Here is a 16544-nt window from a genome sequence, read left to right on the forward strand (position 1 = left end):
GCTGAGCCATGCGCGCAACCCGGAACAGTGGACTGCTGGCCCTCGGCGGGATAGCCCTCGCGGCGCTGCTCGCGGTGATCGGCCACCTCGAGGTGAACGAGGACCTGAACCCCTGGGCGCTGACCGTCAGCGACTTCGCCGTCTCCGACCGGGGCGGCGTGATCGACGTCGCCATGGTGGTGCTCGCGGCGGCCAGCGCCGTGCTCCTGCCCGCCCTGCGGCGGGCAGGCCGGCTGCCCGGGGCCGGGCGGCCCGGCGTCGGCCGCCCCCGGGCCGGACTGCTGGCCGAGGCGCTTCTTGCCGCCTGGGTCGGCGGGCTGCTGCTGGCCGCGGTGGTGCCGACGAACGAGCCCGGCCTGCCCATGGACACCGCCGCCTACGTCCACCGGTACTCCTCGGTGGTCGCCTTCCTGGCGCTGCCGGTCGCCGGCTGGCTGCTCGCCCGGCGGCTGCCCGGGGCCGCCGGTCGCCCGGTACGCGGTCTCGCCGCAGCCAGCGTGGCCCTGGCTGCGGCGATGGTCTGGTCGGCCTACCCCGGCGACCGGCTGCTGCTCGGCCTGGTCGAGCGGGTGCTCATCCTCACCGAGGTCGCCATGCTCGTCGTCGTCGCGGCCGCCCTGCTCCGCCGGGTCACTCCAGCTCGTGCAGCATGAGCTGGCGGGCGGCCTCGGTGATGGAGCCGGAGAGGCTCGGGTAGATCGTGATCGTCTGGGCCAGCTCGTTGACCGTGAGGTTGTTCTCCACCGCCAGGGTGATCGGCAGGATCAGCTCGCTCGCCTTCGGCGCCACCACCACGCCGCCGATCACCTGGCCGCTGGCCGGGCGGCAGAAGAGCTTGACGAAGCCGTCGGCGAGGTCGTCCATCTTGGCGCGGGCGTTGCCGTCCAGCGTCAGCATGACCTGCCGGGCCGGCACCTTGCCCGCGTCGACCTCGTCCTGGGTGACGCCGACGGTGGCCAGTTCCGGGTCGGTGAACACGTTCGCCGCGACGGTACGCAGCCGCAGCGGCCGGACCGCCTCGCCGAGCGCGTGCCACATCGCGATCCGGCCCTGCATGGCGGCGACGCTGGCCAGCGGCAGCACCCCGGTGCAGTCGCCGGCGGCGTAGATGCCGGGCACGTTGGTCCGGGAGACCCGGTCGACGGTGACGTGCCCGCCCCGGGCCAGCGCGACGCCGTACTCGGCCAGGCCCAGGTCGGCGGTGTTGGGGATGGAGCCGACCGCGATCAGCGCGTGCGAGCCGGCCACCCTGCGGCCGTCGGAGAGCTCGACCTCCACCCCGTCGGCGGTACGCCGGACCGCGTCCGCCCGGGAGTTGTTCAGGATGCTCATGCCCCGGTTGCGGAAGACCCGCTCGATGGCCATGGCCGCGTCGGCGTCCTCGTGCGGCATCACCCGGTCGCGGCTGGACACCAGCGTCACCTGCACGCCCATCGCCAGGTAGGCGCTGGCGAACTCCGCGCCGGTGACGCCGGAGCCGACCACGATCAGGTGCTCGGGCAACTCCGGCAGGTCGTACACCTGGCGCCAGGTCAGGATGCGCTCGCCGTCCGGCAGGGCGGTGGGCAGCTGGCGTGGGGTGGCGCCGGTGGCAACCAGGACGGTCGACGCGGCGATGGACTGCTCCGCACCGCCGTCGGTCGGGGTGACGAGCACCCGGTGGGTGTGGCCGAGGGTGTCCTCGCCGAGCCGGGCGGTGCCCGACACGAAGGTCACCCCGGCCTTGACGAGCTTGGCGTGGATGTCGGCGGACTGGGCGAGCGCGAGGCGCTTGACCCGCTCGTGCACCGTGCTGGCGTCGACCGTGACCGCCTCCAGCCCGTCGGAGTGCACCCCGAACTCCTCGGTGTCCCGATAGCCGGTGACCACCTCGGAGCTGGCGATGAAGGTCTTCGACGGTACACAGTCGGACAGTACGCAGGCACCGCCGGCGCCCTCCGCCTCCACGACGGTGACATCAGCGTCCAACTGCGCGGCGACCAGGGCCGCCTCGTAACCGGCCGGTCCACCGCCGATGATCACGATCCGGCTCACAGCGCTCGCCCTTCGTCAGTGCTCACAGTGACTTTCTTCTCCCGAACGCGTCCGACACGCACCGTCGTATTCTCCCCCACCCGCCGGGCGGGCTATCGTCATCGCCGTGCGTCATCACGCCGCCTACGGCTCAAACCTCGATCCCGCCCGCATGCGCGCCTACTGTCCGCATTCGCCGATGGTGGGCACAGGCTGGTTGGAAGGCTGGCGCCTCACCTTCGCGGGCGAGGACGTGATCGGCTGGGAGGGTGCGGTCAGCACGGTCGTCGAGTCCCCCGGCGACCGGGTCTTCGTGGCGATCTACGACATCCACCCGTACGACGCAGCCCAGCTCGACGAGCTCGAGGGGGTGACCGCCGGCACGTACCGCAAGCTGCACGTACGCGTCTCCACCCTCGACGGGGACGTGACCGCGTGGATCTACGTCTTCGACGGGTACGAGGGCGGGCTGCCCACGGCGTGGTATCTCTCGGAGATCGCGAACGCCGCCGAGAAGGCGGGCGCGCCGGACGACTACGTCACCGAGCTGCGGTCCCGCCCCACCGGCACCGCGTCGGCCTAGCGACCCTCGTCGGCCCAGCGCGTATCCCACGGCCCCCAGTCTGCTCCGGCGCCGGGTGGGGCCTCCATCCGGCCCCGCGTCCGGCGTCGTCAGTCACACACCGGCGGCCGGCACGACCAACTCGTACATGTCGACCCAGCGCACCTCGCGCAGCCCCACGGAGCGGTAGAGCGACAGTGGTGCGGTCGGGTTGGCCAGGTCGACCCCGAGGCCGACGGACTCCCGCCCCTTCTCCACGTACCGGGCGAACGCGTGGTTCAGCAGCGCCGCGCCCACCCCACGGCGACGCTGGCCGGGCAGCACGGCGAGGACCCTGACCCAGCCCTCGTTGCGGTCGAGCGCCTGGTCGGACGACTGGAGGACGCCCGCCGGCTGGCCGTCCACCTCGGCGAGAAACCACTCGTCCCAGGCCGGGTCGGATTTGATCCGGGCCCGCCACCGGTCGTAGCCCACCGGCTCGTAGTCGGGGGTGTCGCGGAAGGCGGTGTCGTAGATCCGGTGAAAGTCGCGCAGCTCCGCCTCGTCGCCGGGACGCAGCGGACGGACCGTCACCCCGGGCGGCGGTGCCGGCGGCTCACCGGGTACCCCCGCCAGCGATCGGCGCATGAGCTGGTAGCGCTTGACGAAGCCGAAGCCCGCGTCGGTCAGCTCGGCCGCCCATCGGCGCTCGGGCGGACATGCGGGACACCGCACGGTCATGGCCGACAGGCCACGCTCGGCGGCGCGCCCGGCCACCCGGTCCAGCTGCCGGGCCAGCAGCGGCGCCCGCACCGACGCGCCCCGGTCCGGGTCGACGAACACGTCGACGAACTCCCGCCCGGTCCCGGTCTCGTTCTGCAGGATCGCCCAGGCCACCAGTGTGCCGTCGGGATCGGTCACCACCCAGGAGTCCCGGTCCGGGTCGACGTTCGGCGCGGTCAGCGCGCCCCGTACGTCCTCCGCGTCGAAGTCCGGATAGCCGATGGCGAAGGTGTCGGCGGCGTGTACCACCGCCAGGATCGCCGGAACGTCGTCCGGGGTGGGTCGGCGGGCGTGCCAGCCGGCAGGAAGAGTCACGGAGGCGATCCTGACAGGCGGGCCGGCGACCCGCCGCCGATTTTCCGGCGGGGGCGGCGGGGCAGCGCTCAGCTCGGGTCGGTCAGGTGGGCCCTGGTCGCGGTGAGCAGTTCCACCAGTTCGGTGCCGTCCGCCGGACCGAGCGCCGCGAACGCCGGCGAGGCCAGCCGATCGGTCACCGCCTCGGCCCAGAGCCGCCGCCGGACCAGTGGCTCGACCGGCGGGTACGGCGGCGGCCAGCCGCAGGCCACCGCGCCCGCCTCGCCGTCCGGCCCGGCGAGCACGGCCTCCAGCGGAGTCATCCCGCTGGCCCGGACCGCGATCAGGTGCGCCCCGGCGAAGTGCTCCCGGAGCAGGCGCAGGCCGACGGCTGCCCGGGCGCCGGCCGTCCGGACCGGCACCGGCAGGGAACGCCAGGCAGCGAAGAGCGGCATGCCGCTGGCATCCGCGGCGTCGACTGCTCGGCCGAGCAGTGCGGCGAGTCGGCTCACCCCGGCCAGGGTGTCCAGCTGGTCCTCGCCCCACCGGCAGCACTCGGCGAGGGTGGCGGCGGCCACCTCGACCGGCGGGACGATCCGCCGGGCCGCGTCCCAGCCGTCGGCGACCGCGTCGGGGGCCAGGAAGCCGAGGGCGGCGGCGACCGTCTCGGCGCGGACATCCCCCAGGGCGCCGGCCCGCCCGGTGACGTAGAACGCCCAGCCGGAGATGCCGAGCAGCCGGGCCCGGCGCAGGGTGGTCGGGCATCGGGTGAAGACATCGCCGAGTTCCAGCACGACCGGCTTGCTGGCTGCGGCGACCTGCTCCGGCGTCATCCGCCCGTTCCCCGGTCTCCCCGTCCGTCCACAGGGGTCAGTCTGCCGCGCCGCCACCCGGCCCGGCATCCCCCTCTTCGGCGTCGAACGCCTCCACCGCCGCCTCGACCTCGCCCGCGCGCCGGCGGGCGGCCGTCACCGTCCGTTCCGCCCCGCGCCGGGCCAGCCGGGCCCTGCTCAGGTCCTGCTCGGCGACGGCCCGCCGCCGCTCCAGCTCGGCCAGTTCCGCCTCGACCGCGTCCAGATCGGCGACGCCGTCGCGCTCGGCCGCCGTCGCACCGGCCAGCTCCGCCTCGGCCCGATCCTGGTCGGTACGCGCCTTCGCCAGTTCCTTCTCCAGCGCCCGCCGCCGACGTGCCCGATCCGCCCGGGCTGCCCGTTCCGCCTGCTCGGCGCGGAGCGTGGCCCGGTCGGTGCCGCCGGACTGCTTCCCGGCCGGCGCGGGCCGGGGCGCCGGTTCCGGCTCCTCGTCACCGGTCACCAGGCGCAACTGCGGGCGGGGCACCTCGCCGAAGCCGGCGTAGCTGGCGGCCCGGAGCAGCCGGCCGGAGCGGACCTGCTCGGCGACGTCGGTGTCGGCGAGCGCGGCGTTGAGGGTGGCCTCCACCTCGGCCAGCGGCAGCTTCCCGGCCGACGGGGCTCCCTCGGCTCCGGCCGCCAGCTTTCGCACCTCGGCGACGAGTGCGCCGACCACGGCCCGCCGCTGGGCGGACAGCTCCCGCAGCCGGGGCCCGCGCAGGTCGCGCTGGGCGGCGCGCAGTGCCTCGGCTAGCTGGGCCAGGTCGGCGACCAGCTCGGGGCGGCGGAGGGCGAGCAGGTTGACCAGCCAGGCCGCCACGGTGGGTCGGCGCAGCCGGGCGATCTCCCGGGCGGCCTTCGGGTCGCCGGCGCGGCGGGCCTCGGCGACGGCTTCGTCGCGGATCGCGACGAACCGGTCCGGCGGGGTGGTGTAGAGCCGGTGCACCAGCTCTCGGGGCGGGCCGGGCATCGCCGTCAGGCGTCGATCCGGGTGCCCGGTTCGAGCCGGCGGTAGTCCACCTCGGACAGCCGGGTGAAGTTGCTGTTCAGCACGCCGAGCCCGTTGTCGTTGAGCAACCCGTCGTGCAGCGCGTACGCCCTGCGCGGGGCGACCGCCCGGAGGAAGTCCAGCGACTCGGAGAACTTCGTCCACGGGGCGTGGATCGGCAGGAAGAGCGTGTCGACCTGCGCGTCCTCGGGGACGACCAGGCTGTCCCCCGGGTGGTAGACCACCTCGTTGATCAGGTAGGCCAGGTTGTCCACCACCGGGATGTCGGGATGGATCACGGCGTGCCGGCCGCCGTGGGCGCGTACCGGCACGCCGGCGGCCGTGAACGACTGTCCGGGTCGGACCGGATCGAGTGCCTCGGCGGCGTCACCCAGGGTGTCGGTGAGCGACGCCGGGCCGTGGATCACGAAGGTGCGCCGGTCGAGCTGCCGGGTGACCGCCTCGACATCCAGGTGGTCGGGGTGCTCGTGGGTGATCAGCACCGCGTCCGCGCCGTCGAGCGCTGCCGCCGCGTCGCTGAACACGCCCGGGTCGATGACCAGCACTCCCCCGTCGTGCTCCACCCGGAGACAGGAGTGGGCGTACTTGGTGAGCTGCATCGTGACTCCAAGATTATCGAATCGTGACGTCCTGAGCGCAGTCTGCCGGAACCGACGTGGTCGCGCGCCACGTCTGAGGTATCGCCCCGCACGGGGGCGAGGAGATGGGGGCGGGGATGGACACACGGGACCGACGACGTCGGGGCGTACGGCTGACGGGCATCGCGCTGGTCGCGCTGGTCGCGCTGGCGGGCTGCGGCAGCGGCGCGGGCGACGACTCCGCCGGCGCGCCTGCGGCCCGGGACCAGGCCCGCGGCGCGGCGGAGCAGGCAGGTGGCGCGGCGGACCAGGCGGACGGCGCGGCGGCGCGGGGCGGCGGCAAGGCCGAGCCAGGCAGCGGCGCCGGCGCGCCGGACCTGCGGGTCGACCAGCGCTCCATCATCTACACCGGCACGATGCGCGTACAGGTGGACGATGTGGATGCCGCGGCGCGCAGCGCGATCGCCGCGGTCACGGCGGCCGGCGGTTTCATCGGCGGCGACCAGCGGCGCAGCGCCGACGCGGACGCGCGGGCCGAGCTGGAGCTGCGGGTGCCGGCGGCCAAGTTCCACGGCGTCGTCGACGAGCTGGCGAAGCTGGGTCGACAGCAGCGCCGGGAGATCCGCACCGAGGACGTCACCGAGCAGGTGGTCGACCTGGACGCGCGGATCACCAGCCAGCGCGCCCGGGTGGCGAGCGCCCGCCAGCTACTGGCGCGGGCCAGCTCGATCAGCGACCTGGTGTCGCTGGAGAACGAGCTGTCCCGCCGGGAGGCCGACCTCGCCTCGCTGGAGGCGAAGAAGGAGCGACTGGCGGACCTGACGAGCCTGTCGACGATCACGGTGTCGCTGGTCGGCCGGGACGCGAGCACCGCCGACGAGGAGACCGAGGTCGGCTTCATGGTGGGGCTCAGGGGCGGCTGGAAGGTCTTCCTGACCTCGATGACCGTCCTGCTGACGGTGCTGGGTGCGGTGCTGCCGTGGCTGCTGCTGCTCGGCGTACCGCTGACGGTGCTGCTGGTGGTGCTGCGCCGTCAGCGACGCACGGTCGCGCCGCCGATGACGCCGACCGGCCCGGTCGCGCCGCTGCCGCCTACCGCGCCGCCGCCAGTGCCCGCAGCGCGGTCTGGACCATGAGGCGTACGCCGACGGGGATGGCCCGTTCGTCCGCGTCGAACGAGGCCCGGTGCAGGTCCACGTTCGGGCCGGAACGGCCGACGCCGAGCCGGGCGAGCGCGCCGGGGACGTACTCCAGGTACCAGGAGAAGTCCTCGCCGCCCATGCTCTGCGGGGTCTCGGCGACGCCCTCCGGTCCGAGCGCGGCGGTGGTGGCGGCGGTCAGGACTCCGATGGCCCGGGAGTCGTTGCACACCGGCGGGCGGCCCCGCAGGTATTCCAGGTCGACCGTGGCCCCGGTCGGGGCGACGACGTCGCGGACCACCTGACTCACGATCTTGGGGGCCAGCTCCCAGGTGTCGCGGTCCATCACCCGCAGGGTGCCGGAGGCGGACGCCTCGGAGGGGATGACGTTGTAACGGGTGCCGGCCGAGGCGTGGCCGAACACCAGCAGCAGCCCGCTGTTGGCCGGCACCCGGCGGCTGACCAGGGCCGGCACCTCGGTAATCAGGCGACCGAGCGCGTCGACCAGGTCGACGGTCAGGTGCGGCCGGGCGGTGTGCCCGCCGGGGCCGGTGAGCCGGACGGTGACGTTGTCGGCGGCTGCGGTGATCGGGCCGACCCGCAGGCCGATCTGCCCGACCGGCAGGTTGGGGTCGCAGTGCAGCGCGAAGATCTGCACCACGTCGTCCAGGCCGCCGGCCTCGATGACCTCCAGCGAGCCGCAGGGCAGGATCTCCTCGGCGGGCTGGAAGATCAGCCGGACCCGGCCGGGCAGCTCGCCGAGGTCAGCGAGCTGGGCCAGCAGCATGCCGACACCGAGCATGACTGTGGTGTGCACGTCGTGACCGCAGGCGTGGCAGACGCCATCCACGGTGGAGCGGTACGACACGTCCTTCGAGTCGGTCAGCGGCAGGGCGTCGATGTCGGCGCGCAGCGCGATCACCGGGCCGTCGGGGCGGCCGTCGATGTCGCAGATGACCCCGTTGCCCTTCGGCAGCATCCGCGGCCTCAGCCCGGCCAGGGAGAGCTCCCGGGCGATCAGGGCGGCCGTCTCGAACTCCTCGCCGGAGAGCTCCGGGTGCGAGTGGAGGTGGCGACGGGTGGCGATCAACCCGGGCATCCGGAGGTGGAGCAGGTGGTCCAGCTCGAACGGCAGGGGCTCGGACCCGGACGGCGCCGCCAGCCAGGACGACGCCAGCTGGTTGCCGGTGGGCAGCGTCAACGCACTCGTCACGTCGAATTCTCGTTCGCTAGAGATGGATGGATCATCAGGAACAGCCGACAGCCTAGACCTCCGACGGTGACGCTGCGCAACGTCGTTCCGGTAGCCGTCGGACCGCGCTGCGTCACGAATGCCCTGCTCGGAGCGGTCGTAGATCTGCGAGACAGCAGGTAGATCGCGGTCGGACGCTGTCATCTGCCCCACCCCTCCTACAACGCGTAACCGACTCGGCATCGGCGAAATCGATGTCGATCTCGAGAGCCGTCGTTCCGAATTGTCGCATTAGTCGGTCAGGTGAACTGACACTCCGACAATTACCCGACGACCGCCCGACCGGGGGCACCGGAGACGGTCACACGCCCCGTCGCGAACCGAGCGCACCCCGTGTGCGTCCACGGCCACGGGTTACCCCGAACCCGGCCCGCACACGCCACTCCCGGAGGGCAACACCGCCCGCCGAGCCTCGGCAGGTGTCGCCGGGAGACGCGTCGCGCCTCGGGCAGGCGTCGCCGGGAACGCTCCGCGCGCCCGCGCCGCCGACCGGCGGGGCGTCTCCCCCGACTGTAGCGCTCCGACCGAACGCCCGCGACCAGCGGAAACGCCCCGTGGGCTGGTCGTTACCCGCAGGTTGCCCGCCCGTTACGGCGCGAGGGAAGAACGGCGGCCCGCCGACCGACGGCTGCCCGACTCCCAGGCGTGGTGAGAGCCGGACGGCCGACGGGTCGGCGTGATCAGAACCGGTCGGTCGGGCGGTAGAGCCCCCACACCTGGCGCAGGGTGCCGCAGACCTCGCCCACCGTGGCGCGGGCCCGCAGCGCCTCCTTCATCGGGTAGAGCACGTTCTCGGTGCCCTCCGCGGCGGCGCGCAACTCGGCCAGCCCCCGCTCGACCGCTCCCGCGTCGCGCTCGGCGCGCAGCCGGGCCAGCCGCTCGGCCTGTGCCGCCTCGATCGTCGGGTCGACCCGCAGCGGCTCGTACGGCTCCTCCTCGTCGACGGTGAACCGGTTGAGGCCCACCACCACCCGCTCGCCGGAGTCGATCTCCTGCGCGATCCGGTACGCCGACTGCTCGATCTCCCGCTTCTGGAAGCCCGCCTCGATGGCGTCGACCGCCGAGCCGTGGTCGAAGACCCGGTCCATCAGCTCGTTCGCCGCCGCCTCCACCTCGGCCGTCATCGCCTCCACCACGTACGAGCCGGCGAACGGGTCGACGGTGGCGGTCAGGTCCGTCTCGTACGCCAGCACCTGCTGGGTACGCAGCGCCAGCCGGGCCGCCTTCTCGGTGGGCAGCGCGATCGCCTCGTCGAAGCTGTTGGTGTGCAGCGACTGGGTGCCGCCGAGCACCGCGCCGAGGCCCTGTACCGCCACCCGGACCAGGTTGACCTCGGGCTGCTGGGCGGTGAGCTGCACGCCTGCCGTCTGGGTGTGGAAGCGCAGCATCATCGACTTCGGGTTCTTGGCGCCGAAGTCGTCGCGCATCAGCCGGGCCCAGATCCGCCGGGCGGCCCGGAACTTCGCCACCTCCTCCAGCAGGGTGGTGCGGGCGACGAAGAAGAACGACAGCCGGGGCGCGAAGTCGTCCACGGCCAGCCCGGCCGCCAGCGCGGCCCGGACGTACTCGACGCCGTTGGCCAGGGTGAACGCGATCTCCTGCGCGGGCGACGCGCCGGCCTCGGCCATGTGGTAGCCGGAGATGGAGATGGTGTTCCACTTCGGCACCTCCTTGCGGCAGTAGCCGAAGGTGTCGGCGACCAGCCGCAGCGAGGGCTTCGGCGGGAAGATGTACGTCCCGCGGGCGATGTACTCCTTGAGGATGTCGTTCTGGATCGTGCCGTTCAGGGCCGAGCCGGCCACGCCGCTCTCCTCGGCCACGAGCTGGTAGAGCAGGAGCAGCACCGAGCCGGGCGCGTTGATGGTCATCGAGGTGGAGACCTGGTCCAGCGGGATGTCGTCGAAGAGCAGCCGCATGTCGTCGATCGAGTCGATGGCCACCCCGACCTTGCCCACCTCGCCGTGCGCGATCGGGTCGTCGGAGTCGTAGCCCATCTGCGTCGGCAGGTCGAAGGCGACGGAGAGTCCCATCGTGCCGGCCCGCAACAACTGGTGGTACCGGGCGTTGGACTCGGTGGCAGTGCCGAAGCCGGCGTACTGGCGCATGGTCCAGGGGCGGGAGGTGTACATGGTGGGGTAGACCCCACGCGTGTACGGGAACTCGCCCGGACCGCCGAGCCGGGAGTCCAGGTCCTCCGGAAGATCCGCCGCCGTGTAGACGCCCCTGATCGGAAAACCGGACTCGCTTGACCGCGGTTCGCTCATTAGCGGATGGTAGGACGCGCGACGGCGTCGGCGGGTGAGGGATACCGCACACCGGTCGGCGGACATCGACGAGAGGTGAACGTTCGGGTACGTACTGTTCAGTTCGGTAAACGTCCGCCGCGTCGGGTTTCGCATCGGGCGTCGGAACCAGCAAGATAGGGGGGTTGTGTCCCAGCCCCCCTCGAATTCCCCCGGTGGCTTTTCTGTGACTCAGATCCCGACGTGGAGCGGCGGACCAGTGAGTCCCCCCAACGGACGCGCGACCCCCGGCACGACCATCGGTGACCGCTACTCGCTGCGTTCGACGGTGGGCAACGGCGGCATGGGCACGGTCTGGCGTGCCACAGACACGCTCCTGCGGCGGGACGTGGCCGTCAAGGAGGTCGTCCTGCCTCCGGGGCTGGCCCCGAGCGACCGTGACTCCATGTACGAACGCACCCTGCGCGAGGCCCGCGCCGCAGCCGCGATCCAGCACCCGGCCGTCGTCCAGGTCTACGACGTGGTCACCGAGGGCGGCCGGCCGTGGATCGTGATGGAACTGCTCGACGCCCGCAGCCTCGCCGACATGGTGATCGAGGACGGACCGGTCACGCAGCGGGTGGTCGCCAAGATCGGCATCGCACTGCTCGGCGCGCTCGAGGTGGCGCACGCGATCGGCGTGCTGCACCGCGACGTCAAGCCGGCCAACGTGCTGATCTGCGCCGACGGCCGGTGCGTGCTGACCGACTTCGGCGTGGCCCGGATGCCCACCGACGTGCAGCTCACCACCCCCGGCATGGTGCTCGGCTCGCCGCACTTCATCTCCCCCGAGCGGGCGATGGGCCAGGAGTTCGGCCCGCCGAGCGACCTCTTCTCGCTGGGCGTCACGCTCTACACGGCGGTGGAGGGGCGGCCCCCGTTCGACAAGGGCGACCCGATCGAGACCATGCACGCCGTGGTCGAGGACCCGCCCGCCCCGCCGCAGCGCAGCGGGCCGCTGGCCCGGGTGCTGATGGGCCTGTTGGAGAAGGACCCGGCCCGCCGCTTCGACGTGCACACCGCCCGGGCCATGCTGCGCGAGCTGCTCGCCGGCCCGCTGACCAGCAACGCCGCCGCGGTGAACTCGGTGACCGATCCCTACTCGGTGGTCCCGGTCCCACGGTCGGTGCCGGCCCCGCCGGCCGCCCAACCGGAGCAGCCGAAGCCGAGCGGGCATATCGGCGGGCGGGCCATGCTGAACCCGGGCGAGTCGCTCACCGACCGGTTGGCGGCACTGCGCCGGGGTGAGCGCCCCGGCCAGGCCGCCCTGCCCGCCGGCCCCGCCGCGATGGAGGACACCAGCGCCGACGCGCTGGCCGGGCCGCTGCACACCCCCACCGGCGCGATGCCGGCGCCGACCGGGCCCAAGCCGGCCGGCCGCACCTACGGCGGCCCCGAGGCGACCCAGCGGATGACGGCCGGTGGCAACGACGCCACCCAGCAGATGCGGACCAACGCCGCCGGCCTGGTCGGGTTCAGCGGCCCGACGGAGGCGACCCAGCGGGTGAACGCGGGCACGCCCGTCTTCGGCGCACCGCCGGAGGCCACCCAGCGGGTGAGCGCGGGCACGCCCGTCTTCGGCCCGCCGCCGGAGGCCACCCAGCACATCGGTGGCACCTACGGCGGCGGCCAGTGGTCGGTGCCGGGCACCGGGCAGCCGTGGGCGACCCCGGCCACCGAGCCGGCTGCGGCCGGCTCCGGCGGTGGATTCGCCGGTCGGGTGGGCGGTGTCGTCGGCACGGTCAAGGGCTGGCCGCGCAAGGTGCAGCTCGCCGCCGCCGGCGGCCTGGCCGTGGTGCTGCTGATCGGGGCGGTCGTCCTGTTCAGCGGCGGCGACGAACCCGCGCCGACCACCCCGCAGGCCGCCCCCACCTCGCAGGCCCCGGCCGGCGGCGTGCCCCAGATGAAGGAGCACTCCGGCAAGGGCGTGCGGGTCATGGTGCCGCAGGGCTGGGAGCTCAACAGCGCCGGCAACTGGGTGGACTACGTCGACCCGCAGGACGAGGGCCGCAAGGTCCGGATCCTGGTGGAGGACTTCCGTACCACCTCGATGCGCTGGGCGGAGGTCGCCACGGACGGCCTGAAGAACCGTTCCAAGTCCTGCGCCAAGCCCTACAACCAGCTCGCCATGGACGAGGTGCAGTGGGTCGGCAAGGCCGCTGCCCAGTTCGAATACACCTGCGGCGAAGGCGAGGCCAAGCGGCACGGCGTGTGGCGCGGTGTGGTGCACGAGGGCAAGAGCTACTCGTTCTATCTCACCTCGAACGACGCGAAGTTCGCCGACAGCAGGCCGATCTTCGACGAGATGGTGAAGTCGTTCCAGCTCACCGAAGCCGGCTGAACGCGGGGGTGATCCGCCGGCGTGCTATCAAGAGACATGCCGGCGGACACCACTGACATCGACGACATTCGCGACCGAGCCCGGCGCTGGCTCGACGACGACCCCGACCCGGCCAGCCGGGACGAGCTGCAGGCGGTGCTCGACCGCCTACCGACGAGCGCCCCGGAGCTGGCCGACAGGTTCGCCGGCCCACTGACCTTCGGCACCGCCGGGCTGCGCGGCCCGCTGCGCGCCGGCCCGAACGGGATGAACCTCGCGGTGGTCACCCAGGCCGCCGCCGGGCTGGTCGGCTGGCTCGCCGCCCAGGGCGGCTCCGGCCCCCTGGTGATCGGGTACGACGCCCGGTACGGCTCCCGTCAGTTCGCCGAACGGACCGCCCAGGTCGCCACCGGCGTGGGCCGCCCGGCGCTGCTGCTGCCCCGTCCGCTGCCCACCCCCGTGCTCGCCTACGCGGTGCGCCACCTCGGGGCGGTCGCCGGGGTGATGGTGACCGCCAGCCACAACCCGCCCCAGGACAACGGCTACAAGGTCTACCTCGGCGCGGAGTTGGGCGGGGCACTCGGCGCGGGCGCCCAGATCGTGCCGCCGGCCGATGTCGGCATCGAGGCCGCGATCCGGTCGGTCGGCCCGCTGGCCGAGGTGCCCCTCGGGCCGGTCGGGCAGGTGCTCGGCGACGACCTGGTGGCCTCCTACGTGGAGCGGGCCACCGCCGTGATCGACCCGAACGGGTCGCGTGACCTGGCCGTGGCGTACACGCCGCTGCACGGGGTGGGCGCGGCGGTGCTCACCGCGGCGTTCGCCCGGGCGGGCTTCCCCGTGCCCGGGGTGGTGCCCGAGCAGGCGGAGCCGGATCCGGCGTTCCCGACCGTCTCCTTCCCCAACCCGGAGGAGCCGGGGGCGGTGGACCGGCTGGTCGCGCTCGCCGAGGCGACCGGCGCGGACATCGCCATCGCCAACGACCCGGACGCCGACCGCTGCGCGGTGGCCGTACGGGACACCGGCCCGGCGACGAGCGCGAGCGGCGAGGTCGCCGGGCCGAGCGAGCCGACCGGGGACCCGTCCGGCTGGCGGATGCTGCGCGGTGACGAGGTGGGCGTGCTGCTGGCCGACCACCTGATGCGGCGCGGCGTGACCGGCCTGTACGCCACCACCATCGTGTCGTCGTCCCTGCTGCGGGCGATGTGTGCCGCCCGGGGCCTGCCGTACGACGAGACGCTGACCGGGTTCAAGTGGATCGTGCGGGCCGGCGGCGGGGCCGCGCCGCTGGTTTTCGGCTACGAGGAGGCGCTCGGCTACTGCGTCGCCCCGGAGCACGTACGCGACAAGGACGGCATCACCGCCGCGCTGACCGTGGCCGAGTTGGCCGCCGGGCTCAAGGCGCGGGGGCGCACCCTGACCGACCGGTTGGACGAACTGGCCGCCGAGTTCGGTGTGCACCACACGGACCAGCTCTCGGTGCGGGTGGACGACCTGCGGCTGATCGCCGACGCGATGGCCCGGATCCGGGCCGCGACGCCGACCACGCTGCTCGGGCAGCCGGTCACCGAGGCCCAGGACCTGCTGCCCGAGGCGGACGTGGTGATCCTGCGCACCGGCACCGCCCGGGTGGTGATCCGCCCCTCGGGCACCGAGCCGAAGCTCAAGGCGTACCTGGAGGTGGTGGAGCCGGTCGCGGACGGCGACGTCACCGCGGCCCGCACCCGCGCCACGAACGCGGTCACCACCCTCCGCGCCGAGATCGCCACCACCCTGGCCCTCTGACCCACCCCCACCATCCCACCCGAGGCCACCACCCGCGCCCCACCGTGTCGATCAAGAGGTTTGCGTCAAGGAACGCGCTTCCCCGAGACGCAACCCTCTTGATTCGCCGCAGCTGACGACCGACGGCGGCAGACAGCGGCGGTGCCAGGGGTAGGTGGTGGGGGTGGACGGGTGGCGGGGGTGGGTCGGTGGCGGGGTGGTCAGCGGCGGGGGCCCAGGGCGGCGTTGACGGCGTGGCCAAGGGCGGCCACGACGAGGCCGACCGAGGGGCGCACGACGGAGTCGTCCAGGCTGACGGTGCCGGAGAAGCCGGCGCCGCCGGCGATCTCCTCCAGCCGGTGCCGGGCCTCCCCGGCCGCGTCACCGGTCAGGCCGAGCGCCGGCTCCATCCGCAGGACCGCGACCAGGGTGGCCAGGGCGGCGGTCCGCTCGTCGGGCAGTTCCCCGCTGGCCAGCGCCTCCGCCAGCCGGCGGCGGGTGTCCGCCTCGACGGCCGGGTCCACCGTCGGGTAGCGGTGCACGTGGATGAAACCCAGCTCGGTCTCGTCGACGTCACGCACCACGCCCCGGGCGCACAGGTCGCCGAGGATCCTGTCCCGCAGGCCGTGCCGCAGCCGCTGGACCCAGGACGCGGGGCTGCGCGGTAGGTCGGCGGCCATGCGGGCGAGAACCTCGTCGGCGAGCGGCTCGCCGATGGGCGTCGGGTCCACCGCCGCCAGGGACCCCTCGGAGTACACGATCCGCCCGGCCAGGGCCAGTTCGATCAACACCGCGGCAGCCATCCCCAGGTCGAGGCTGATCCGCGGCATGGTCGCCTTGCCGGTCTCGTCGTCGTACGCGAGGAGAAGCAGCTCTTCGGCGAGAGCAACACCAGTCATGGCCCGGAACGGTAGCGGCTGCGCGCATCCCACGCACGGACTCGCGCGTACGGACTCGCGTGCAGCCGCGCGGCGACCTCAGAAGCGGGGCATCCCACCGAACTGGCGGTCGCCGGCGTCGCCGAGCCCCGGCACGATGAACATCTGGTCGTTGAGACCCTCGTCGATCGAGGCGGTGACGAGGCGCAACGGCAGGCCGGAGCGCTCCAGCTTCTCGATGCCGACGGGTGCGGCGAGCACGCAGAGCACGGTGATGTCGGTACAGCCCCGGTCGGCCAGCAGCCGGCAGCAGTGCTCCAGCGAGCCGCCGGTGGCGAGCATCGGGTCGAGCACCAGCACCGGCAGGCCGCTGAGATCACGCGGCAGCGACTCCATGTAGGCGCGCGGCTCGTACGTCTCCTCGTCGCGGGCCAGGCCGACGAAGCCCATCGAGGACTCCGGCAGCAGGCCGAGCGCGGCGTCGGCCATGCCCAGGCCGGCCCGCAGCACCGGCACGAGCAGCGGCGGATTGGCCAGCCGGGTGCCCTCGGTGCCGGTGACAGGGGTCTGCACCGGGTACTTCTCGACGGGGAACGAGCGCGCGGCCTCGTACACCAGCATGGTGGTGAGTTCGTGCAGCGCCGCCCGGAAAGAGGAGGAATCGGTGCGCGCGTCCCGCATGGCGGTCAGCCGCGACTGGGCGAGCGGATGGTCAATGACGTGTACGTCCACGATCGCTCAACCTACCTGTCCGGCCGTGCCCGCACTGCGGCTGCGGGCGGACCAGCGACCTCGCTCACCACCGGACCGGCAGGCGGCACCGTGACCAAGATCACTCGTCGG

14 protein-coding genes are annotated in these 16544 nt (G+C 73.4%); 5 read left to right on the forward strand and 9 right to left on the reverse strand.

Translation table 11 applies throughout. From position 1 onward, the window contains the following. Positions 1-8 precede the first annotated feature (8 nt). Positions 9-653, forward strand: a complete 645-nt coding sequence (locus GA0070608_RS05655) for a DUF998 domain-containing protein (RefSeq protein WP_091622866.1) — start codon at positions 9-11, stop codon at positions 651-653. On the opposite strand, the gene GA0070608_RS05660 is transcribed toward GA0070608_RS05655, so the two are convergent. Continuing rightward, positions 631-2034 (reverse strand): NAD(P)H-quinone dehydrogenase, encoded by a 1404-nt coding sequence (locus GA0070608_RS05660; RefSeq protein WP_091622869.1) that lies wholly within the window; start codon positions 2032-2034, stop codon positions 631-633. The two genes, GA0070608_RS05655 and GA0070608_RS05660, sit on opposite strands and share 23 nt — an antisense overlap. A gap of 106 nt (positions 2035-2140) precedes the next feature. Here GA0070608_RS05660 and GA0070608_RS05665 point away from each other — a divergent pair, with 106 nt between their 5' ends. Next, on the forward strand, positions 2141-2596 hold the full coding sequence (locus tag GA0070608_RS05665; RefSeq protein ID WP_091622873.1) for a gamma-glutamylcyclotransferase family protein: 456 nt from the start codon (positions 2141-2143) through the stop codon (positions 2594-2596). Positions 2597-2689: 93 nt separating this feature from the next. Here the strand turns inward: GA0070608_RS05665 and GA0070608_RS05670 are convergent, their stop codons facing one another. The 4 genes from GA0070608_RS05670 to GA0070608_RS05685 form a co-directional block, all read right to left on the reverse strand. Further along, entirely contained in the window at positions 2690-3652 is a 963-nt protein-coding gene (locus tag GA0070608_RS05670; protein WP_091622877.1) for a GNAT family N-acetyltransferase, read from the reverse strand. Positions 3653-3720: 68 nt separating this feature from the next. Beyond that, a complete protein-coding gene (locus GA0070608_RS05675) occupies positions 3721-4464 on the reverse strand; it encodes an SCO6745 family protein (RefSeq protein WP_091622882.1) in 744 nt (247 codons plus the stop codon). Positions 4465-4501: 37 nt separating this feature from the next. Then, entirely contained in the window at positions 4502-5452 is a 951-nt protein-coding gene (locus GA0070608_RS05680; RefSeq protein WP_091622887.1) for a hypothetical protein, read from the reverse strand. Positions 5453-5457: 5 nt separating this feature from the next. Continuing rightward, complete coding sequence (locus tag GA0070608_RS05685) at positions 5458-6090, reverse strand: MBL fold metallo-hydrolase (RefSeq protein WP_091622890.1); 633 nt, start codon at positions 6088-6090, stop codon at positions 5458-5460. Positions 6091-6206: 116 nt separating this feature from the next. Between GA0070608_RS05685 and GA0070608_RS05690 the strand changes: the two genes are divergently transcribed. Then, a complete protein-coding gene (locus tag GA0070608_RS05690) occupies positions 6207-7205 on the forward strand; it encodes a DUF4349 domain-containing protein (protein WP_091622894.1) in 999 nt (332 codons plus the stop codon). Here the strand turns inward: GA0070608_RS05690 and GA0070608_RS05695 are convergent. Beyond that, positions 7162-8421, reverse strand: a complete 1260-nt coding sequence (locus GA0070608_RS05695) for an amidohydrolase (RefSeq protein ID WP_091622898.1) — start codon at positions 8419-8421, stop codon at positions 7162-7164. The genes GA0070608_RS05690 and GA0070608_RS05695 overlap by 44 nt on opposite strands. Before the next feature lie 719 nt (positions 8422-9140). Next, a complete protein-coding gene (locus GA0070608_RS05700; protein ID WP_091622901.1) occupies positions 9141-10724 on the reverse strand; it encodes an acyl-CoA mutase large subunit family protein in 1584 nt (527 codons plus the stop codon). 205 nt (positions 10725-10929) lie between these two features. Here GA0070608_RS05700 and GA0070608_RS05705 point away from each other — a divergent pair, with 205 nt between their 5' ends. Then, positions 10930-13083 carry a serine/threonine-protein kinase gene (locus GA0070608_RS05705; RefSeq protein WP_091622904.1) on the forward strand — a complete coding sequence of 718 codons (2154 nt, stop codon included), beginning with the start codon at positions 10930-10932 and terminating at the stop codon, positions 13081-13083. Between the two features lie 36 nt (positions 13084-13119). Beyond that, positions 13120-14844 carry a phospho-sugar mutase gene (locus GA0070608_RS05710; protein WP_091622908.1) on the forward strand — a complete coding sequence of 575 codons (1725 nt, stop codon included), beginning with the start codon at positions 13120-13122 and terminating at the stop codon, positions 14842-14844. A 200-nt stretch (positions 14845-15044) separates the two neighbouring features. On the opposite strand, the gene GA0070608_RS05715 is transcribed toward GA0070608_RS05710, so the two are convergent. Together GA0070608_RS05715 and upp are read right to left on the reverse strand one after the other, a co-directional pair. Further along, the gene (locus tag GA0070608_RS05715) at positions 15045-15722 is read right to left on the reverse strand and encodes a GOLPH3/VPS74 family protein (RefSeq protein ID WP_091622912.1); all 678 of its coding nucleotides are present in this window, start codon (positions 15720-15722) and stop codon (positions 15045-15047) included. A 78-nt stretch (positions 15723-15800) separates the two neighbouring features. Beyond that, positions 15801-16433 carry a uracil phosphoribosyltransferase gene (gene upp, locus GA0070608_RS05720; protein ID WP_091622916.1) on the reverse strand — a complete coding sequence of 211 codons (633 nt, stop codon included), beginning with the start codon at positions 16431-16433 and terminating at the stop codon, positions 15801-15803. Positions 16434-16544: the final 111 nt, after the last annotated feature.

It is taken from the genome of Micromonospora peucetia, assembly GCF_900091625.1.
Taxonomy (GTDB): Bacteria; Actinomycetota; Actinomycetes; order Mycobacteriales; family Micromonosporaceae; genus Micromonospora; species Micromonospora peucetia.